At 63.0% G+C, this 20,341-nt stretch carries 20 protein-coding genes; 11 read left to right on the plus strand and 9 right to left on the minus strand.

Features of this window, described 5'->3' with window-relative positions; genetic code table 11:
* Window positions 1–8: 8 nt before the first annotated feature.
* From Q7W51_00940 to rpmH, 9 genes are all read right to left on the minus strand, one after another.
* Window positions 9–311, minus strand: coding sequence for a YtxH domain-containing protein (locus Q7W51_00940; GenBank protein ID MDO8846942.1), 303 nt, complete (start codon window positions 309–311; stop codon window positions 9–11).
* Window positions 308–1,183 carry a ParB/RepB/Spo0J family partition protein gene (locus tag Q7W51_00945; GenBank protein MDO8846943.1) on the minus strand — a complete coding sequence of 292 codons (876 nt, stop codon included), beginning with the start codon at window positions 1,181–1,183 and terminating at the stop codon, window positions 308–310. Before Q7W51_00945 ends, Q7W51_00940 begins: the two co-directional genes overlap by 4 nt.
* Window positions 1,176–1,979 (minus strand): ParA family protein, encoded by an 804-nt coding sequence (locus Q7W51_00950; protein ID MDO8846944.1) that lies wholly within the window; start codon window positions 1,977–1,979, stop codon window positions 1,176–1,178. Before Q7W51_00950 ends, Q7W51_00945 begins: the two co-directional genes overlap by 8 nt.
* Before the next feature lie 68 nt (window positions 1,980–2,047).
* Window positions 2,048–2,770: a 16S rRNA (guanine(527)-N(7))-methyltransferase RsmG gene (gene rsmG, locus Q7W51_00955; GenBank protein MDO8846945.1), complete on the minus strand. Its 723-nt coding sequence runs from the start codon at window positions 2,768–2,770 to the stop codon at window positions 2,048–2,050.
* 393 nt (window positions 2,771–3,163) lie between these two features.
* The gene (gene jag / locus Q7W51_00960) at window positions 3,164–3,919 is read right to left on the minus strand and encodes an RNA-binding cell elongation regulator Jag/EloR (protein ID MDO8846946.1); all 756 of its coding nucleotides are present in this window, start codon (window positions 3,917–3,919) and stop codon (window positions 3,164–3,166) included.
* On the minus strand, window positions 3,916–4,635 hold the full coding sequence (locus Q7W51_00965; GenBank protein MDO8846947.1) for a YidC/Oxa1 family membrane protein insertase: 720 nt from the start codon (window positions 4,633–4,635) through the stop codon (window positions 3,916–3,918). The genes jag and Q7W51_00965 overlap by 4 nt, the downstream gene beginning before the upstream one ends.
* A 129-nt stretch (window positions 4,636–4,764) precedes the next feature.
* Complete coding sequence (yidD, locus tag Q7W51_00970) at window positions 4,765–4,986, minus strand: membrane protein insertion efficiency factor YidD (GenBank protein MDO8846948.1); 222 nt, start codon at window positions 4,984–4,986, stop codon at window positions 4,765–4,767.
* Window positions 4,983–5,315, minus strand: a complete 333-nt coding sequence (gene rnpA, locus Q7W51_00975) for a ribonuclease P protein component (GenBank protein ID MDO8846949.1) — start codon at window positions 5,313–5,315, stop codon at window positions 4,983–4,985. Before rnpA ends, yidD begins: the two co-directional genes overlap by 4 nt.
* Before the next feature lie 32 nt (window positions 5,316–5,347).
* Window positions 5,348–5,491, minus strand: coding sequence for a 50S ribosomal protein L34 (rpmH, locus tag Q7W51_00980; GenBank protein ID MDO8846950.1), 144 nt, complete (start codon window positions 5,489–5,491; stop codon window positions 5,348–5,350).
* Window positions 5,492–6,208: 717 nt separating this feature from the next.
* On the opposite strand from rpmH, the gene Q7W51_00985 reads away from it, so the two are divergent.
* The 11 genes from Q7W51_00985 to Q7W51_01035 all read left to right on the plus strand — a co-directional run bounded on the left by Q7W51_00985 (window position 6,209) and on the right by Q7W51_01035 (window position 20,339).
* Complete coding sequence (locus Q7W51_00985) at window positions 6,209–7,027, plus strand: ATP-binding protein (protein MDO8846951.1); 819 nt, start codon at window positions 6,209–6,211, stop codon at window positions 7,025–7,027.
* 15 nt (window positions 7,028–7,042) lie between these two features.
* A complete protein-coding gene (dnaA, locus tag Q7W51_00990) occupies window positions 7,043–8,410 on the plus strand; it encodes a chromosomal replication initiator protein DnaA (GenBank protein MDO8846952.1) in 1,368 nt (455 codons plus the stop codon).
* Window positions 8,411–8,637: 227 nt separating this feature from the next.
* A complete protein-coding gene (gene dnaN / locus Q7W51_00995; GenBank protein MDO8846953.1) occupies window positions 8,638–9,738 on the plus strand; it encodes a DNA polymerase III subunit beta in 1,101 nt (366 codons plus the stop codon).
* A 15-nt stretch (window positions 9,739–9,753) separates the two neighbouring features.
* Window positions 9,754–10,857 (plus strand): DNA replication and repair protein RecF, encoded by a 1,104-nt coding sequence (recF, locus tag Q7W51_01000; protein MDO8846954.1) that lies wholly within the window; start codon window positions 9,754–9,756, stop codon window positions 10,855–10,857.
* A gap of 11 nt (window positions 10,858–10,868) precedes the next feature.
* Window positions 10,869–11,405, plus strand: coding sequence for a DUF721 domain-containing protein (locus Q7W51_01005; GenBank protein MDO8846955.1), 537 nt, complete (start codon window positions 10,869–10,871; stop codon window positions 11,403–11,405).
* A 127-nt stretch (window positions 11,406–11,532) separates the two neighbouring features.
* Window positions 11,533–13,440 carry a DNA topoisomerase (ATP-hydrolyzing) subunit B gene (gene gyrB, locus Q7W51_01010; protein ID MDO8846956.1) on the plus strand — a complete coding sequence of 636 codons (1,908 nt, stop codon included), beginning with the start codon at window positions 11,533–11,535 and terminating at the stop codon, window positions 13,438–13,440.
* 25 nt (window positions 13,441–13,465) lie between these two features.
* Entirely contained in the window at window positions 13,466–13,987 is a 522-nt protein-coding gene (locus Q7W51_01015; GenBank protein MDO8846957.1) for a hypothetical protein, read from the plus strand.
* Between the two features lie 16 nt (window positions 13,988–14,003).
* Window positions 14,004–16,565, plus strand: a complete 2,562-nt coding sequence (gene gyrA / locus Q7W51_01020; GenBank protein ID MDO8846958.1) for a DNA gyrase subunit A — start codon at window positions 14,004–14,006, stop codon at window positions 16,563–16,565.
* A 180-nt stretch (window positions 16,566–16,745) separates the two neighbouring features.
* The gene (locus Q7W51_01025; protein ID MDO8846959.1) at window positions 16,746–18,026 is read left to right on the plus strand and encodes an MFS transporter; all 1,281 of its coding nucleotides are present in this window, start codon (window positions 16,746–16,748) and stop codon (window positions 18,024–18,026) included.
* A 74-nt stretch (window positions 18,027–18,100) separates the two neighbouring features.
* Complete coding sequence (locus Q7W51_01030) at window positions 18,101–18,784, plus strand: HAD-IA family hydrolase (protein ID MDO8846960.1); 684 nt, start codon at window positions 18,101–18,103, stop codon at window positions 18,782–18,784.
* A gap of 25 nt (window positions 18,785–18,809) precedes the next feature.
* Complete coding sequence (locus tag Q7W51_01035; GenBank protein MDO8846961.1) at window positions 18,810–20,339, plus strand: efflux RND transporter periplasmic adaptor subunit; 1,530 nt, start codon at window positions 18,810–18,812, stop codon at window positions 20,337–20,339.
* Window positions 20,340–20,341 lie beyond the last annotated feature (2 nt).

Genomic DNA, 20,341 nt, shown 5'->3' on the forward strand with positions numbered 1-20,341 from the left:
CCCTGACATCACGAAGACATGACGGTACGCGAATACCGCTGCACGCCCTCCCTGATCTCTTGCACCTTGCGCCACGCCACTTCTTCGTCTCGGCCGAGGTAGTGGTCCATCTTCACGCCGAAGGTCTCGGCGACCGACTCAGCACGCTCCGCTGCGTGACGGGCAGCGTCCGCCACCTTCGTCGCCTCCCCTGCGATCCTCTGGCGCGTCCGCACGCCGCTCTCTGGCGCGAAGAGTAGTCCGACGACCACGCCAAGGAGACCTCCAACGAAGACGCCGATCAGGAAATAATCAAGCCGTTTGTTGGTCACGCGTCTCCCCCACTCTCCGGAGCGGACTCAGCGCCCTCTGTCAGTACGCGCATGATGCGCTCGAGTTCCGCTTCATCCTGGAAATCGATTTCTATCTTGCCTTTGTTCGCCGTCTGTCGAACTCTTACATTTGTCATAAGTAGTCGTCTGAGCTTCCGCGCCACTACCTTGTAGGACTTCGGGGCGATCGGGCGATGGTGCTGGATTGACGCGCCAGCGGCCAGCAACTTCGCCAGACTCTCGGCCTCCCGCACCGACAGCCCCTCGTCCACGCACTTGCGCGCGAGCGTATGGCGACGGTCGTCGTCGCTGACAGACAGTATGGCCCGTGCGTGGCCGGCGGAGAGCTTCCCGTCGTAGAGGAGCTCTTGGATGTCCTCGGGCAGGTCGAGGAGCCTGAGAGTGTTCGTCACTGCAGAGCGTGACTTAGAGACCCGGTCTGCAAGCTCGGACTGCGTCATCTCGTACTCAGTGATCAGACGGCGGTACCCGCGAGCTTCTTCGATCGGGTTCAGGTCCTCGCGTTGCAGGTTCTCGATAAGCGCGAGGGCGAGCGCCTCTGTCTCCGTGGTCACCATAACTCTCACCGGAACGCGTTGGAGGCCCGCCGCTTGAGCGGCACGCCACCGCCGCTCACCGGCTATGATCTGATAGCTCGTTCCGTCCGGCCGAACGATAATCGGTTGAAGCACGCCAACCTTCTTGATCGAGTCAGCCAACTCCGCTATCTGGTCTTCCCCGATGTCGGTTCGTGGCTGCAGTGGATTGGGTGAGATCTCCCGCACATCGAGCTCGAGGACCTCGCCGCCGACCTCTTGGCCAGCTCCCGGGATCAGCGCCGATAGTCCCTTACCCAGACCGCGTTTAGACACGAGCGATCACTTCCTCCGCCAGATTCCTGTATGCCTCGGCTCCCCGCCCGTTGGGATCGTAGAGCGTCACCGGCTGCCCGAAGCTTGGCGCCTCCGAGAGCCGAACGCTGCGGGGGATGAGTGTCGCGAACACTTGCTCGCCGAAGAAGTCGCGGACTTCATTGACGACCTGCTGTGACAGTTTCGTTCGAGCATCGAACATCGTCATCACCACTCCGAAGACCTCAAGGCCCGGATTCAGATGGGTCTTCACGAGACGAACGCTCTCGAGGAGCTTCGTGAGCCCCTCAAGTGCGTAGTACTCGCACTGGACCGGTATGAGCACTCCCGTTGCCGCCGTGAGCGCGTTTATTGTCAGCAGGCCGAGCGACGGGGGACAGTCGATGATCACGAGGTCGAAATCGCCGAGAACCGGGCTGAGAACCTGCTTCAACTTCGTCTCTCTGCTGAACGCGGAGACGAGTTCGATTTCGGCTCCCGCGAGCTGAATGGTTGAGGGGACCACGAAAACGCCCTGAACCCCCACAGGCTCAATGAGTTGCTCGATCGGCACGTCTCCCAGAAGCGCGTCGTACACGCACTGTTCACGCTGGTTCTTGTCGAGTCCGTACCCGGAGGTTGCATTCCCCTGCGGATCGAGGTCAACGAGCAGGACGCGCTTCCCCAGGTCAGCAACTGTGGCGGCCAGATTCACCGAAGTGGTGCTCTTGCCGACGCCGCCCTTCTGGTTCACCACGGCCAGTACACAAGCCGTGTTCCCCTCGTTTCCGACGGGTTGAGCCGGTACGTCAAGCACAAGCCCTCCTCACAGACGACGACCACGCACAGTATACGGCATGCTAGCGTCAAGCGGTACGCCGTTCGTCAGCCGAGCGGATGATTCTGAGCCAACCCTGGCCGCCTGGGGAGCCTCGTGCTCGCGGAACCCGTACGCTCATACACAAGCACCGTTCGATTCTCACCGGACGGTAGTGTATACCGCCGCTCATCGACGGGCTTCATTCCGCAGAGCGACCCGGCGCGGGCGCCAGCCCGCCGCTCGTCTTCGGTCACTGCAGCTTTCAGCGCGATCGCTCGTGCGCCGTCACGAAGCAGCGGGGATGCCAGCTCAACGAGAGAAGCGAGCGAACTGACCGCTCGAAACACCACGGTGTTGTACTGCCCGGGCGCCGTCGCGGCAAGTTCCTCAGCGCGCACGGCATGAACTTGAACCGGCAGATTCAGCGACTGCACGCTCCCAGCGAGGAACGCTGCCTTCTTCTTGACGGACTCGCAGAGTTGCACGTCGTAACCCATGATTGCGAGTGGGATGCCCGGGTAGCCGGCGCCGGAACCCACGTCAAGGATTGGTCCCCGCAGCGGTTCTACCAAGTTCACAAACATCAGCGAGTCAGCGAGGTGCAGGCGCATGACGTCTTCGGGGGCGGTAATCCGCGTCAGATTGATGTGCTGATTCGCTTCGAGCACGAGCTCTGCGTGCCTGGCTAGAAGGGTAGCTTGCTCGGTTGTCAGCTCAACGCCACACGACTGCAGGACCGCCATCACCCGCGGCACTTCGATCCCAGCAGCGGGGTCCTCATGTTTCACGTGAAACATCCCAGCCCTTCGTCGACAGCCCGAGTCAGCTTCCTGCCCGGCGCCACTTTGTCGCAGAAGCACCGAACTTGCGTCCGCTGCCCCGAATCCTCGAACCAAGAACTCTGGACAGTCACTCGAGGTCTACCTCGTCGCACTATGCCGCGCCTGAACCAAGCGTAGCACAGGAACGTCACGCGCAGTTCGGGACTAACCGTCAGCATTGCCTGGCCGGGGTACGACGTGACGCGAGCTGCAGTGCGATGGTCCCTTCGGATCGAATCTGGCTCTGGTCCATGCGCGCAGGCCGTGGCTCTTCCCACGCCGCGCAGGTTCGCCCACGAGAGAACAGAGGGGAGCGCGGTAGATCCGCGCTCCCCTCTGTTCTCTCGATCCGCTTTGACACTACCTTGGGTGGATGACGACCATTCGTCTGGGCTCGTCGCCCTCGCTCTCGGTGCGTACCCGACGGTCATCGCGGAGGACAACGTGTACCACTCGACGCTCGAAGCTCGTCATCGGCCGAAGCTGAACGAGACGATGCTGCCTCGCCGCGCGGTCGGCAGCTCTGCGCGCGATATCCTCAAGCTTGACTCTGCGCCGGTGGCGATAGCCTGATACGTCGACGACAACCGGATACCGCTGATCCAGCCGCCTGTTCGTTATCGCGGAGACCAGGATCTGCAGGGCGTCCAGGGTCCGGCCGTGACGTCCAATCAGTATCCCGAGATCGTCTCCGACGATGTCGAGGATGATCTCGCCCTCGTCACCCTCGTACTCCTCTACCGACGCCTCAATCCCAAGACGGGCCATGATCTCCTGAATCGTGGCCGCGCCGGCGTCGGCGATCGCGTCAAGCTGCTCATCGGTGAGCTCCGGGAGGGGAGTTGGGCCCGTCGCCTGGGTCTGCGGCTCGGACGTTGGCGGCACGACATCGCCGTCTTCGACTTCCTCCTCGTCTTCGTCGGGGGATTGCAGCTGAACCCCCGGCTTCAGCCAGACCCGCACCCGCGCCGGTTTGCCTGACGAGCCAAAGAGACCTTTGCTGGGTTCGTCCAGCACCTCGAACTCGACGGCATCCTGCTGGACCCCCATCTCCTCAAGCGCAGCGTCGAGCGCTTCCTCGACGGTGGGTCCCTCCATGACTGTCTCGTTGATCATGCGTGCTCCTCTCGGGCCTTATAGACCCGTGTCTGTATCTGCTGCTGGATCAGACCCAGGAGTCCCTGAGTCACCCAGTAGAGCAGGACGCCGCCTGAGACCTGCCAGCCGAAGAACAGCATCATGCCGCCCATTAGATACGCCATCTGCTTCTGCTGAGCCTGGGCGCCGGGCTGCATGAGTTGGGGAACTACGGTCGCGAGACCAAACAGGATCACGAAAACGATGTAGGGGATGGCCGGACCGATGCCGCCGACCTTATACATCTGGCTGGCAGACATGGTAATATCTGGCAGCACTATCCAGAATCTGGAAGCCGCTTCTGCAGCCGCATCCGGCAGGCCTGCAATGTACTTTGGGAACAGCCCCGTAGTGTCTCCGTACGAGCTCAGCATCCGATACAGCGCGAGGAAGATCGGCATCTGCAGAAGCATCGGGAGACAGCCACCGAACGGGCTCACGTGATTCTCCTTGTAGAACTTCATCGTCTCCTCGGCGGCCTTCTCTTTGTTGTCCTTGTACTTCTCCTGCAGCTCCTTGATCTTGGGCTGGATGCGCTGGAGCTCGTACATGGACTTGGTCTGCTTCACCGTGAGAGGAAGCAGGAGGATCCTGATGAGAAGAGTCAACGCGATGATCGCGAAGCCGTAGTCGCCGACCACGGTGTAGATCTGCTGGAGCACGTCGAAGAGCACTTTGCCTATCGCATCGAACACAGAGCGTCGACCTCCTCAATGAGGGTCACTGGCGGGGGCGTGGTCCTTCGTCCACTCCCGATCCGGGTCGGGGGGTGATTTGCAGTCTACACACTATACTACGCGCGCGTGCGCGAGTCCCCAGTCTCCTCACGGGACCGGATCGTACCCTCCCGGGTTCCAGGGATGGCACCTGCCGATTCGCTTGAGCGCGAGCCATCCGCCTCTGAAGACACCGTACCGCCCTATGGCGGTGAGTGCGTAGTTGGAGCAGGTGGGCATGAATCGGCATGATGGAGGCAGCAGTGGCGAGATGAGGCGCTGATAGACTCGGATAGCGAAGCTCACCGCTATGACCGCGGGATTCCTCATCTTTGGATTCCAAGTACAACGAGCGCTTCTTCGTAGGAGCGGTCCAGCACGGCTGGTTCGGCGGCGGCCGTGCCCTTGCGCGCCACGAGCACGACGTCCCACCCGGCCAGATCCACGCCAGCCCGGCGCACTGTCTCGCGCATGACCCGCTTGCAGCGATTCCGGTGCACGGCGGGACCTAGCCGCTTGCCGGCGACGAACAACACCCGGCCACCACGGTCTGCTCCCTCGGGGGTCGGTGCGGCCAATACAAGAAGCGCCGGGTAGGATACCCGGCGCCCGCCGGCGAAGAGCCGGTCGATCTCATCGTGTGCGGTGATCGTCCGCATGGTGGCCCTGGCGGCCTACGCTTGCTGTTCCCCTACGCGGCGCTCGGGCACAGGACCTTACGGCCCTTGCGGCGACGCGCCGCGAGAACGGCCCGGCCTGCCTTCGTCGACATGCGCTTGCGGAAACCGTGCGTCTTCGCACGCTTGCGGTTGTTCGGCTGATAGGTGCGCTTCATCGCAGTCCCTCCAAGTCAGTGCCCCGGCGCAGGGCCGGGCACAAGCCTGGCGATTATAGCGGCGTCAGGATTCCGGTGTCAACGCATTGCTGCTTGCGAGGGGTGGATTCGAATGGAAAAGTGCCGGGCCTCACGCTCATACTCGCTCAGGAAAATAGTATGAAATCTGTGGATAGTGTGGAAAACGCAGGACTCAAGCGTGTCGGGCCTGTGGATAACCATATTCGGCGCGTTGTTGGCGCAGCATCCCCTCTGCTACAATCAGCGCCACTCGAAAGGGAGGCGATTGGCGCTCGTTAGTGGCGGAAACCGCAGGTCAGAAGCTTACACCTGTGATGCTCCGTAGGAGTACAGGGAGTCCGTCGCCGTTGGTTATCCACAGCATCAGGATTGACCCCGAATCACCATTGACAGTCTAGCGAAGATTTCCACAGCACGGATCCGGTTCTCCACCGGTCCAGGTGTCCCGGAAAGCCATTCCATGGTCTCGGAACGCCTTCACCTGCGTGTTCGACCGGTGTTCGATGGTTCGTGCGGAAAGCTTATCCACAAGTGTGGAAAGTATTGTGGAAAACGTGAGAAACGCCTGTTCATAGCGTGTCAGGCGCAACGGCTCAAGTGGTGCAGGAGGCTTCTGGACACGGCTTCTACCAGGCGTTTCTCCAACATGTTGTATGTGGATTGTTGTGTGGATGAACGCATCGTCAAGGGGTGAGTGTGAAGTCTTTCTATGACCAGCGGGACCCGGCCGCCCGGATCATCCCACCTGATGAGCGGCCGCTTTCGACCGCGAATCCAGTGTCGTTTGGGACAACCGCGCTTGTCGCGGTTTACGACGCGCTCACAGCTCCGCCCCGTGTGGAGGGGGTGAGTGGTGACTCGGCACGGGATCTCATCGAGAACCTCACCACTCGCGCGTACCAGGTGTCACACGAGGCGGGCGGGCAGATCCCCTACACGGTCATCCGCGAGATCGTCGAGAACTTCATCCATGCTGGGTTCGACGAGGTTGTGGTGAGCGTCCTTGATCGGGGACAGACGCTCCGGTTCGCAGACCAGGGGCCGGGCATCCCCGACAAGACACGTGTCTTCCTCCCGGGCTTCACGACTGCCTCTTCGGATATGAAACATGTGATCAAAGGTGTGGGCTCGGGCCTCCCTGTGGCAAGAGAGTGCCTAACATTCTCGGGTGGAACGATAGAGATCGACGACAACCTCGGTGCAGGGACTGTTGTGACCCTGCGTATGACCTCGCCCGTTCAACCTGCCGAGATCGAGCCGGAGTTCGACCGACAGACCGAACCATACGAGCCGCCGGAGTTGAGCCTTCGCCAGAAGCAGGTGCTCTCCCTCGCGATGGAGTTGGGCTCACTCGGCCCGACGGTCGTCGCCCGTGAGCTCGGGGTGGGGTTGTCCACTGCTTTTCGCGATCTCGAGCACCTGACCAGCCACGGCCTCATCACAGCCGACAACGCCGGCAAGCGTGTTCTGACCGACCAGGGTGTCCAGTGCCTCGATGCGCTCTTCCGGAGATAAGGTGGCGATTCGCTGATGCTTGACGTTCAGCAGGTCTGGCAGGACACCCTCGATGTGGTGCGGGGAGAACTGAATACAACGGCCTTCAAGACATGGTTTGAGCAAACCGCGCCGCTCGGCATCATCGACCAAGAGATGGTCGTGTCCGTGCAGAACAACTTCGCTCGTGACTGGCTCGAGACACGGTACTCAAGCCTGCTCGCCGCCGCCCTGACCCAAGTGACGGGGGCACCGATCACGGTTCGCTTCAGTGTGTCGGGGGAGGCTGCTGCTGCTGCGCTGATCGAACCAGAGACATACGAACTTGCCGCAGAGCCGGAATCGATCGTGGTCCCCCGGGAGCGCGCGGAGGAGTCGGACCTCGATGCGAAGAGCACGTTCGACTCGTTTGTTGTCGGTCCCTCAAACCAGTTTTCCTACCATGTTGCGCTCGCTGTGGCCGAAACTCCCGGCACGGCATACAACCCTCTCTTCATCTACGGTGGGGCCGGTCTCGGCAAGACGCACCTATTGAAAGCGATCGGCTCCTACGTTCGTATGAGCTACCCGTATATGAAGGTGAAGTACGTCACGAGCGAGCAGTTCACAAACGACTTCATCAAGTCGATCGGGGACAAGAGTAGGATCCCTGGCTTCCGACGCGCCTACCGTGAGAACGACGTCCTACTCGTCGATGACATTCAGTTCATCGCCGGAAAGGACAGCACGCAGACTGAGTTCTTCCACACATTCAACACGCTACGCGAGGCCGGCAAGCAGATTGTGATGACCTCGGATCGGCCTCCCGGAGAGATCGGCAATATCGAGGAGCGTCTTCGGACCCGGTTTGGTGGCGGCTTGATAGCCGACATCCAGCCGCCTGATCTCGAGACTAGGATCGCGATCCTCCGGCGCAAGGCCCAAGCCGAAGGCCACGCGGTTCCCGATGATGTGCTCGCGCTCATCGCAGACCGCTTCTCCAGCAACATCCGGGAGTTGTGGGGGGCGCTGTTGCGGGTGGTGGCCTTCAGCTCGGTGACTCGCCACCCGATCAATCTTGATCTTGCGCAGAGCGTGCTCAAAGACATCATTCCTGAGCGCTCTGTGAAGCCGATCTCGATCTCAGTCATCAAAGACGAGGTTAGTAGGTTCTACGGGATCAGTAAGAACGACCTTGTCGGCAGCAAGCGTTCTCAGTCCATCGCATATCCGCGTCAGATCGCGATGTATCTCACGCGCGAGCTTACCGATCACTCTCTCCCAAAAATCGGCAGTGAGTTCGGCGGAAGGGATCACACGACGGTCATCTACGCCAATACGAAGATCCAGCGTTTGATGACCGAACAGCGTGACGTCTACAACCAGATTCAGACCCTAACCAACCTCATCCGTCAGAAGAACTAGGGTGTGGAAACTCCGGGGAGTAACTGGTGGTGAATGATCCCAGCTTGTGGAGAGAGTGGTGACACTGTGGATATGTGGAGAGACTGGTACAGTTCTCACACAGGTACCCCACAGGCAGAACACCGGTAGTCACCTGGTAGAACAGGCCTACTCCACACTACTAACAGCACCTATTACTACGACTACTGATTGATATATCTCTAAGAGACATAGAGAAAGGGCGGAAGATGAAGATCTCGATCGCGCGCGGCGAACTGCTCGAGGCTCTATCGGTGGTATCCCGGGGGCTGTCATCACGGACCACACTCCCGATCCTCTCCGGAATCCACATCGCCACCCGCGGAGATTCTGTGATCTTCCAGGCGACCGACCTTGAGGTCTCGATCAGAACGTCGTGTAAGGCGCGAATCGAACAGGCTGGAGAAAGCGTTCTTCCCGGCAAGCTTCTGACCGATGTCACACGGAGCCTTCCTGAGGCAGCCGTGACGATCGACACCACGACAACAGGTGTCGCGTCGGTGACGTGTGGTCAGTCATCCTTCTCGCTCAAAACGCTTTCGGCGGAGGACTACCCGAGGTTCCCCGAAGTCGACGCCGAGAAGACGGTGTCACTCCCAACTGACACCTTCTCGCATGTCGTACACCAGGTTTCACGTTCTGTGAGCCGAGATGAGACCCGGCCGATCCTGACCGGCATCCTGGTTGCCGTCGAAGCAGGGTTGCTGCGCATGGTAGCCACCGACTCATACCGCCTCTGCGTACGAGAGGTGCCACTCAGTGGAGCTCTCACCGAAATCGAGTTGGTCGTGCCTGGAAAGGCGATGGAAGATGTGGCGAAGTTGATCGGCTCGAGTGAGTCGGTCTCCCTTGGTGTGGCCGAGAATCAGGTCATCTTCACGTTCGGGGAGACAACGTTCGTTTCCCGCCGCATTGAAGGCGCGTTCCCGAACTACCGCCAGCTCCTGCCGAAGGAACACACCACCAGAGCTGTCGTTGACCGAATCGAGTTCCTCGAAGCTGTGAAGCGCGTGTCGCTGATGGCCCAGCACAACACACCGCTCCGGGTGAAAGTCTCGGCTGCTGACCACACACTGACCCTCTCTGCGGCAACCCAGGACATCGGCGACGCCAGTGAGGACATCCAGGTGACTCCGGAGGGGGAGGATGTCGAAATCGCCTTCAATCATGCGTATCTCCTAGACGGCATCTCGGTGGCCGAAGACGACACGATCGCACTTGAGGTGACTAGTCCGCTCAAGCCCGGTGTTCTGCGTCCGACGGAGGGTGACGGCTTCACCTACCTGCTCATGCCTGTTCGCCTCGGGTAGGAGGCGGCGGCCGGCGTGCGTATCACCCAGCTCGAACTCAGGGACTTCCGCAACTACACCCATTGGCAGATGAAGCCCGACTCGGCACTGACGGTGTTCGCGGGCCCCAACGCGATCGGTAAGACGAACATCATCGAGGCTATCCAACTCGTTGCAACGGGCGCGTCTTTCAGGAACCCCCGCTGGGAGGATGTCGTGAGATGGGGGGCAGCCGGGGCGATGGTTGGGATGACCGCTGATGGAGATGGCTCTCACGCCGACGTACAGGTAAGGATCGACCCCACGGGTGCGAAGACCTGGATCGTCGGTGGGGTCCGGAAGCGGCGCACTGTGGACGCGTGCCGGTATGTCCCGATCGTCGCCTTCACACCCGATGATCTCTCGCTCGTCAAAGGGCCCGCGGAACAACGCCGCTCAGCATTGGATACACTCGGTGAGCAACTGTCTCCGCCCTATGGCGCCTTGCGGCGGGACTACGGGCGCGTCGTGCGCCAGCGCAACACGCTCCTGCGGGAAGGCGCACCGCAGGCCGATGTCGACCCATGGAGTAATCAACTGGTTCGGCTTGGTGCGAGGCTGCACACACACCGCCGCCGTCTCGCCCGCCAGGTCCTCGATGCGGCCGCGCCCATCTACACACATCTGGCCTCGGGTGAGGCGCTCGAAGTCCGGATGTGCGACCGGTGTGGGATTTCCGAGGCGGACCTCACAGCTGAGGTGGAGGTGGCCGCCGCAGAAGCAGCGCTGTCAGCCGAGCTCGAACGGCGGAACGCCGACGAACGCGCGCGCGGTGTGTCGCTTGTGGGGCCGCATCGGGACGACATCACCTTCCTGGTGGGGGGTAAAGACGCACGCTCCTTTGCCAGCCAAGGTCAGCAGCGGACGATCGCACTGGCGTGGAAGTGGGCCGAAGTCGTGGTGGTACAGGCGATTTTGAGAAAGACCCCGGTCCTCCTGCTTGATGATGTGATGTCCGAGTTGGATGAGGCGCGCAGGGGCGCACTCACGGACCTTGTGCAGCGCGACGTGCAGACATTCGTGACCACCACGACGACCGGCTACTTCGACCCGGCGCTTCTGCGCGAAGCGAGGGTCGTAGACCTGAGGGGGGCGGTCTAACGGTGGCGCGCATGAAGAAGACCCTTCCACTACGGACGCTTGTATCCGGCGTGATTCAAAAGACCGACACCGCGGGTCGGCGATACGGATCGCTTGCGGTCGAGGCGTGGCCGAAGGTAGCCGGCGACGAGATCGCGCGTCACACGCGAGGATTCGCACTCCGCGACAAGCAGGAGCTCGTGGTGTTCGTTGATGGCGCTGCCTGGGCAAATCAGCTATCGCTCATGTCCGAGGACCTTCGGCAGAGACTGAACACACATCTGGGTGACAACGCGGTGAAGACCTTGCGATTCACTGTCTCCCGGGCGGTGGCCGAAGCGACCACCCGGGAAGGCGTGGAGCAGGCGGCGGAGGAGTACTACACACCCGAGGTCCCCGACCCCGCCCCGCTTGATGGGGTTGAACTCGAGCAGGCGAAACACGTCGCTACGGCGGTGCGCGATACCGAGCTTCGGGAGGTAGCGCTGAAAGTGATGATCAAGGATCTTGAGCAGAAGAAGGGCGCTCGCCTTCGCACGGGCCGTACGGGCCCTGAAGAGGCCTCTTGAGGGGTTGGAGAAACCGGGTCAAAAACACCACTTGTGGTATACTTGAGCAGGGAGAACGACTATATATCGTGGTCGTTCACGTTCTCGCTCCAGAACCCTGCACGTGTCTCGTCACGAAGGAGTAGTCGTGCCCGAAAGTTCGTATTCCGGCAAAGATATCCAAGTCCTCGAAGGGCTCGAGGCGGTACGCAAACGCCCGGGCATGTACATCGGCTCAACAGGGCCGAAGGGCCTGCATCACCTCGTGTACGAGGTCGTCGACAACTCGGTCGACGAGGCGCTCGCGGGCTACTGTGGGGCCATCGAGATCGTCATCCACCCCGACAACTCCCTGTCGGTCACTGACAATGGCCGCGGCATTCCAGTGGACAACGTCCCGAAGTATCGGAAGTCCGGCGTTGAGGTCGCCCTGACGATCCTGCACGCGGGAGGCAAGTTCGGCGGCAGTGGCTACAAGGTCTCCGGTGGTCTCCATGGCGTGGGTGTGAGCGTGGTCAACGCGCTCTCGAGCCGGCTCGACATCGAGGTCAAGCGTGATGGTCAAGTCTGGACAATGGCCTTCGAGCGCGGCAAAGCACTCGGCTCACTAAAAGCGACCGGCAAGTCCAAGGCCACTGGCACAAAGATCACCTTCTGGGCAGACCCCGACATCTTCGAGACCACCGAGTACTCGTGGGACACGCTCGCGGCGCACATGCGAGAGACAGCGTTCCTCAACAAGAACCTCAAGATCACCCTCACCGACGAGCGCGAGCTGGAACCCCGCGCGGAGGAGTTCCGCTACGCCGGCGGCATCGTCGACTTCGTGAAGTACTTGAACGAGAAGCGCGAGACCATCCACGCCAAGCCGATCTACTTCGAGGCCGAGGGTCCCGAGGGCATGGCAGAGGTGGCGCTGGGGTGGAACACCGGCTACTCGGACACGGTGCTCGCCTTCGCGAACAACATCAACACGCATGAGGGCGGCACACACCTCGATGGTTTCAAGAACGCCCTCACCCGTACGATCAACGACTACGCGCGACGCCAGGGGATCCTCAAGGAGAAGGACGAGAACCTCTCCGGGGAGGACATCCGCGAGGGCCTGATCGCCGTCATCTCGGTGAAGCTGACCGATCCGCAGTTTGAGGGTCAGACCAAGACCAAACTCGGCAACACAGAGATGCGCTCGTTCGTGCAGTCGATCGTGACGACCGGACTCGCGGAGTTCCTCGAGGAGCACCCCAAGCCGGCGCGCGCGATCGTGACGAAGTCCTCACAGGCTGCCAAGGCCCGGATGGCTGCGCGCAAAGCGCGTGAACTGACACGACGTAAAGGACTCCTCGAGAGCTCGACTCTCCCGGGCAAGCTTGCCGACTGCTCCATCAGGGAAGCGGCGCTGACGGAGATCTACCTCGTCGAGGGCGACTCGGCCGGTGGGTCGGCGAAGCAGGCGCGCGATCGAAGCTTCCAGGCGATCCTGCCTCTTCGCGGGAAGATCCTGAACGTCGAGAAGGCCGGTATGACGCGGGCGTTGTCATCGCTGGAGATCCAGGCGATGATCACCGCTCTCGGCACGGGCATCGCCGAGGAGTTCGACCTCGCTCAGGCCCGCTACCACAAGGTCATCATCATGACCGACGCCGATGTGGACGGCGCACACATCCGCTGTCTCATCCTGACGTTCTTCTACCGCTTCATGCGGGAGATGATCGACGCCGGCTACATCTACATCGCGCAGCCGCCGCTCTACAAGGTGAGCTACGGCAAGAAGCACGAGTACGCGTACAACGACAGGGAGTTGCAGCGCATCCTCGGCGGACTGGCCGAGAGCGCCAAGTACGGGCTCCAGCGGTACAAGGGCCTAGGTGAGATGAACCCGGATCAGCTCTGGGAGACCACGATGGACCCCGCCAAGCGCACGCTCCTGCAGGTGACGCTCGATGATGCGATGGCAGCCGAGGAAGCGTTCATGGACCTCATGGGCGACCAGGTCGAGCCACGGAAGTTGTTCATCCAGCGGCACGCGAAGAACGTGCGCTTCCTGGATGTGTAGCGAGTGAGTTGTCCGGAGGAGCCCGATGGCCGCCGATCAGCCGATACCGCGCTTCGAGCCCCCACCCTGGGAGCAGGAAGCGTTCGACCGCTTTCGCAAGGAGCAGGAAGAGGCGCGGGCCAAAGACGAGCTGAACGCGGCATTGCGGGCGGTCCGGGAAGAACCGGCGGATGTACCCGCGAAGCCAGTGGATGCCACGCCGGCGGAGGCCGAGGCGGCCGAAGTGCCGGGCTTTCCACAGCCTCCTGTCGACGAAGGCCCCCCGGCGGTGCTTCCGGAGGCGAAGGTCGAGTCGATGCTCATCCAGCTCCGAGGCGAAGAGAAGCCTACTCACCCGGTCAATATGGTGGTCGTCAACAGCGTCATGGGCTTCATGGCTGCGGTGGGGGTCTACATCCTCATCAGGTCGCTCGTGCTTCTCGGCGATATCCGGGCCGCGGCGCCGGAGAACATGCTTCTTGCCGTGACGATCTCGTTCGTGGTGTTCCTGACCGGATGCGCGTTCATCGGGGGCGCGTACTTCCTGTACCGCAAGTACCACACGTGATGAGGAGATACGCTCAGTGACTGATCAGGAGTTCGTGTCCAACGTGGTGCCGGTCGATATCGAGGACGAGCTGAGGCGCTCGTTCCTCGAGTACTCGATGAGCGTCATCGTCGCCCGCGCGCTGCCGGACGTCCGGGACGGGCTCAAGCCGGTGCACCGCCGCATCCTCTACGCGATGCACGAGTCAGGCCTGTTGCCGAACCGGTCGTACAAGAAGTCGGCGTGGACCGTCGGTGAAGTGCTGGGCAAGTATCACCCCCACGGCGATTCAGCTGTGTACGACACGATGGTGCGCATGGCCCAGGACTTTGCGATGCGCGTGCCGCTCGTCGACGGACACGGCAACTTCGGTTCGGTTGACGGCGACTCTGCGGCGGCCATGCGCTACACCGAGTCGCGCCTCGCACGGCCGGCGATGGAACTCCTTCGGGACCTCGAGAAGGAGACGGTCAACTTCGGCCCTAACTACGACGAGTCGTTGACCGAGCCGCTTGTGTTGCCGGCCCGCTATCCGAACCTCCTGGTGAATGGTTCAGCGGGTATCGCGGTGGGCATGGCCACGAACATCCCCCCGCACAACCTGAGCGAAGTCATCGACGCGGCTACCGCGCTCATCGACGACCCGGATATCACCACCGAGGGTCTGATGGAGCACCTTCCCGGGCCGGACTTTCCGACCGGCGGCGCCATCATGGGCCGCGAGGGGATCCTTTCGGCATACGAGACCGGTCGCGGTTCGATCAAGGTTCGCGGCAAGGCATACGCCGAGCAGACCTCGACCGGCCGGATGCGGATCATCATCACGGAGATCCCGTATGCGGTGAACAAGAGCAAGCTCGTCACGAAGATCGCCGAACTCGTTCGCGAGAAGAAGCTGCCTGAGATCTCCGACCTGCGCGACGAATCGGACCGCAAGGGCATGCGGATCGTGATCGAGCTCAAGCAGATCGCGATCCCGCAGGTCGTCCTCAACAAGCTCTACAAGCATACGCCGCTCGAGACCGGCATGGGCATCATCCAGCTGGCGCTGGTGGACGGCACGCCCCGAGAGCTCTCTCTCAAGCAGATGCTCGTCTACTACGTGGAGCACCAGAAGGACGTCATCGTCAGGCGCACGCGCTACGACTTGCGCAAGGCCGAGGAGCGCGCTCACATCCTCGAGGGTTACGTCATCGCCCTCGACAACATCGACGAGGTCATCAAGATCATCCGTGCAAGCGCGGATGACCAGGAGGCCAAGGCCGGACTGATGGGCCGGTTCGCGCTGTCCGAGGCGCAGACCGACGCCATCCTCGAGATGCGCCTACGCCGCCTGACCGGACTCGAGCGCAGCAAGATCGAAGAAGAGCTCACGGAGCTGCGCGAGAAGATCGCCTGGTACCAACAGGTACTCGGCGACATGACGTTCGTCCTGCAGATCATCAAAGACGAGATGGCCGAGATCAAGGAGAAGTTCGGCACCAAGCGCCGGACCGAGATCTCGGGGGTGGCGCGCGACCTCGACGTCGAGGACCTGATCGCCGAAGAGGACATGGTCGTCACCATCACGAAGGCCGGGTATGTGAAGCGGTTGCCGGTGGCCACCTACCGCCAGCAGAAGCGTGGCGGCAAGGGGATCTCCGGAGTCAATCTCAAAGAGAGCGACTTCGTGGAGCAGCTGTTCATCAGCTCCACGCACGACTACGTCCTGTTCTTCTCGACCAAGGGCAAGGTCTACCGTCTCAAGGTCCACGAGCTGCCGGTCGGCTCGCGCCACGCCCGGGGCACGGCGGTCGTGAACCTCTTGCCGTTCGGGCAGGACGAGCGCATCGCCGCCGCGATCACCACTCGCGAGTTCGGCGCGGATGAGTACCTGCTCTTCGCCACCTCGCACGGCATGGTGAAGAAGACCGCCATACAGGCCTACGATCGTTCCCGCCGCGACGGCATCATCGCGATCAACCTGCGTGAAAACGACGAGCTCATAGCGGTGCGTCGCGTGAAGCAGGGCGAGCGCGTGATGATGGTCTCGGCCGATGGCAAGGCCATCAAGTGGGACGAAGCCGACGCCCGTCCGATGGGCCGCGACACCACCGGCGTCCGAGGCATGAACGTGAAGGACGACGACCGCGTCCTCGGCATGGAGATCGCGTACCCCGGCTCCGAGCTCTTCGTGGTGACCGAGCGCGGGTACGGGAAGCGCACACCGGTCGACCAGTATCCGATCCAGAACCGCGGCGGCATGGGCGTGAAGACCATCCAGGTCACGCCGAAGAAGGGTCGCCTGGCCGGCATGAAGATCGTCATGCCCGGACATGAGCTCATGCTCATCTCCGATGAGGGCGTCATCATCCGGGTGAAGGCCGAGGACATCAGCCAGCTCGGACGCTCCACGCAGGGCGTCAAGGTGATGAACGTGGGCGAGAGCGACCGCGTCTCGGCGATCGCCCGAGTGAGCGGCAAGAAGAAGAAGAAACCCGTGACGGTGGACGGCCAGCAGGCGCTCATCGAGGAGCCCGAAGACCGCGTGCCAGGCATGACCGACCTCGAGGCCGAGGCCGAGGATCTCGTAAGCGAGGAGTTCGACGAGGAAGAGTAGCGTCAGGTCCTGACTCACCAACGCCCCCTCGGCTACGCATATCGAGGGGGCGTTGATATTCAGTCGGCGCTGGTCGCTCACCATGAGTGCATGCAGTAGGGTTGCGCGCTAGTATGACGTGAGCCGCCCGGCGCTCCCGACGAAGAGCGCCGTTCTTCGTGTCATACAGGGTTGGAGCGCATGTCGCGAGCGTGGAGCATCATCGGCCGGCTGCTTCCGGCCAGGTACCGCGGCATCGCCCGCGACTTCACCATGAACGCCCGTCGCTACCTCGTGACGGTCTCCCTCCAGAACGCCGGCTATGGCGTCATCGGCACGGTGTTCGCCATCGAGCTCAAGAACCGGGGCTTCGCCGAGTCGGTCGTCGGCGACGTCGAAGGGGCGCTCGCGCTCGCCGCAGCGATCGTATGCCTGATGCTGCCGCCGCTCGTCTCCTCTCTCGGCTACCGGCGTCTCATGATCGCCGCCGGATTTGCGCTCGGTCTCGCACGGCTCGGCCAGGCGTACGTCCCTTCGGCGACGCTCGTCGTGGCGCTTGGGCTGCTGTACGGTCTCGGGGATGGCGCCATGCAAACGCTTTCGACGGCGTTCCTCTCCGAAAACGCGGGACGCTCGGGGCGCACACAGCTGTTCACCGCCGACTTCGTGACGCGCACAGCAGCGATTGTCGTGGGGTCGCTCATAGGCGGCGTGACGCCGGCACTCCTGCGTCCGCTCACGGGTGAGGCCGAGGCGTATCGCCTCACGATCGTTCTGGCAGCGGTCCTGATGGCGGCAAGCACGGTATTCGCCTCGGGCATCGAGGACCGCCACCAGCGCGGCGGACGGCTGTTGTCGGAGTGGCTTGCCTCGCTCAAGGGTTTCAGCTCCTGGGGTCGGGTCGGCCGTCTGCTTGTGCCCGAGATGCTCATCTCCTTCGGCGCCGGCCTAGTGATGCCGTTCGTGGCGCTATTCCTCAAGCATCGGCTCGGCGCGACCGTGACCGAGGTGGGGATCATCCAGGCCGTGAGCGCGCTCGCGATGGCGACGGCGGCGCTCGCGACCCCGAGGCTGGCGCGACGGTTCGGTCTGGCAGGCACCGTGGTCATCACCGAGCTGGTGTCGCTGCCGTTCCTGATCTCGATCCCGTTCGCGGCGAGCCTGCCGGTCGCCGCCGTCCTGTTCTGGCTGCGAGGCATGCTCATGAACATGTCGTGGCCGATCTACAACCAACTCTCCATGGAGGGGCTGCCGGCTCAGGACAAGCCGCTCGTGGCCGGATGGGTGCGATTCGGCTGGAGCATCGCCTGGCTCGGCGGCAGTGCGCTCGGCGGCCGTCTCATGGCTGCGTCGTACACGACGCCGTACTTCTACACCGCGGCACTGTACGCGAGTGGCGCGATTGCGACGTTCCTGCTCCTGCGGAAGATCAAGGCCTCCGAGGAGACAGACGCTGCAGCCGTGTCCGCTGAGGCACGGTGAGGTTCTCACGCGCGGATGTGGCATCCACGAGAAACGTCCCGGCGGGAACTGGCCAGAATGGTAGGATTGCGCCTGTGAATGAACACACATCCAGCGCGACGCGCCTTACCGGTCCCGCCGCAGTTCTCTTCGATCTCGACGGCACGGTGGTCGATACGATCCCGCACATCCTCGCCTCGTTCCGCCACGCCACGAAAGCGGTCCTTGGCGAGCAGCTGCCGGACGACGTGCTGATGCACCACGTGGGCGTTCCGCTCGCGGCCCAGATGCGCTACTTCACCGACGACGAGGTCGTCGCCGAGCGGCTGCTTGCGGCATACCGCGAGTTCAATCACCGCACGCACGACGAGATGGCCCGCCTGTACCCGAACACTCGCTCCACGCTTGACGCGCTGGCCGGGGCGGGCCTGCCGATGGCGATCGTCACCTCGAAGAGCCGGCTGATGGCTCAGCGCGCGATCGATCTCTTCGGACTGGGCGCGTACTTCTCGGCCGTGGTCACCGCCGACGACACGCCCGTTCACAAGCCCGACCCGCTGCCGGTGCTCGAGGGCGTCCGGCTGCTCCGCGTGGATCCGGCGCGCGCGGTCTACGTGGGCGACAGCCCTGCGGACATCGAATCGGGCAACGGGGCCGGAGTCGGCACAATCGCTGCTACCTGGGGTGTGGCGAGCCGCGAGCGACTTGAGGCCGCTGACCCCGACGCCATCATCGACGACATCGCCGAGCTGCCAGCAGTGCTCGGCGTGAACACCTGAACGCACTGAGTCCCGGGAGGCATGCGTGTCCAAGAGGATCAAGACCATCATCGCGCTCGTCGTCGTGCTTGCGCTGAGCGGGACCGCAGTCGCTCTCGCGGTCGCGAACTCCGATGTTGCGGAGGTCGAGGTCGGCGAGGTCATCTCCGAGGACCTTGCGGTGCTCGTCTCCGCGTCCGGCGCGGTTGAGGCCGAGGCCCGGGCGGCTGTCTATCCGCCGACGACGGGAACACTCGCAAGCATCGAGGTGGCCGAGGGCGACGAGGTCATCGCCGGGCAGGTGCTTGCCGTGATGGACACGGCGCCCATCGAGATACAGATCGCGCAGGCGCAGGCCGCGTATCAAGCCGCGCTTGCGCAGCGCAATGCCGTCACCGCGTCGGCTCCGGGCTCCTCCGCCCTCAAGGCGGCGCAGGCCGGCGTGGACGCGGCATGGTCGGCCTACTCGCTCGCCAATGCCGCGTACGAGGCCGCACTGGCGGGTGTGGGCGCGCCGACCGCAAGCGACATCGCCCAGGCACAGGCAGCCGTGGCCCTTGCACAGACGGCGGCAGATACCGCACAGACGGCGTACGACAGCTTCTACAACGGCGTGTACCTGCCGGCACCGCTGCCGCGGGACGCAACGCTCGAATCCACCCTCGCGGCGCTCGCGATCGTGCGTGACCAGGCTGCGGCGAGCCTCTTCGACGCGCAGACCGGCCTCGCCGCGCTGCTCGCCGCATCGAACAACAGCGCCACCATCGCGCAGGCGAAGATCGCGCGCGACCAGGCGTACGCGGGCTACCTCGCGGCGGTGTCGCAGCGCGATGCGCTCGCGAAGGCCTCGAACGTGAGCACCTCGCTCGCTGCGGCCAACGCAGCGGTCGCTGCCGCCGAAGCGGCGCTCTCGTACGCCAACGACACGCTCGATCGGGCGGAGATCGTCGCGCCGGTCGGCGGCGTGGTGCTGTTCTCGGGATCGGGCGCTTCGGCATCGCTGCTCAGCGGCGCCGGTTTGACGAGCGCCACGAGTCCGGGCAGCACCCTCTCGGTGGGCTCCTCGGTCACGCCCGCCTCGGCGCCCTTTGAGATCGTATCGTTCGACGCGCTGGCCTTCGCGGCACAAGTCGACGAGACCGATGTGGTGCGGGTCGAGTCCGGCATGAAGGCGGTCATCTCGCTCGACGGCATCATGGACCGCGAGTTCACCGCCGCAGTCGATCGCATCGGTCGCGAGGCGGTGACGACGCCCACCGGCGGTACGGCGTTTCCTGTGCGCCTGCTGTTCGAGCCCGGCGACGCGGCCGTGCTCCTCGGCATGAACGGCTCGGTGGAGATCGAGGTCGAGACTATCGGCAACGCGGTCACCATGCCGGTCGAGGCGCTACTCGAAGCGGACGGTGCGAGCTTCGTGTACCGCATCGTGGACGGGCGGGCACAGCGAACCGAGATCGAGGTCGGCCGTCTGACGGAGACCCGCGTGGAGATCCTCGGCGGTCTTGCCGAGGGCGACGAGGTCATCGTGAGTGGCGTCGGCGATCTGAGCGACGGCGACCGGGTCCGGGTTGAGTAGCC

It is taken from the genome of Coriobacteriia bacterium, from assembly GCA_030652115.1.
Classification (GTDB): domain Bacteria; phylum Actinomycetota; class Coriobacteriia; order Anaerosomatales; family Anaerosomataceae; genus UBA6100.

Coding starts and splice junctions, on each gene's coding strand:
- Q7W51_01025 (MDO8846959.1), top strand. CDS start 16,746: ATGTCGCGAGCGTGGAGCATCATCGGCCGGCTGCTTCCGGCCAGGTAC.
- dnaN (MDO8846953.1), top strand. CDS start 8,638: ATGAAGATCTCGATCGCGCGCGGCGAACTGCTCGAGGCTCTATCGGTG.
- rpmH (MDO8846950.1), bottom strand. CDS start 5,491: ATGAAGCGCACCTATCAGCCGAACAACCGCAAGCGTGCGAAGACGCAC.
- rnpA (MDO8846949.1), bottom strand. CDS start 5,315: ATGCGGACGATCACCGCACACGATGAGATCGACCGGCTCTTCGCCGGC.
- jag (MDO8846946.1), bottom strand. CDS start 3,919: ATGATCAACGAGACAGTCATGGAGGGACCCACCGTCGAGGAAGCGCTC.
- dnaA (MDO8846952.1), top strand. CDS start 7,043: ATGCTTGACGTTCAGCAGGTCTGGCAGGACACCCTCGATGTGGTGCGG.
- Q7W51_01005 (MDO8846955.1), top strand. CDS start 10,869: ATGAAGAAGACCCTTCCACTACGGACGCTTGTATCCGGCGTGATTCAA.
- Q7W51_01015 (MDO8846957.1), top strand. CDS start 13,466: ATGGCCGCCGATCAGCCGATACCGCGCTTCGAGCCCCCACCCTGGGAG.
- yidD (MDO8846948.1), bottom strand. CDS start 4,986: ATGAGGAATCCCGCGGTCATAGCGGTGAGCTTCGCTATCCGAGTCTAT.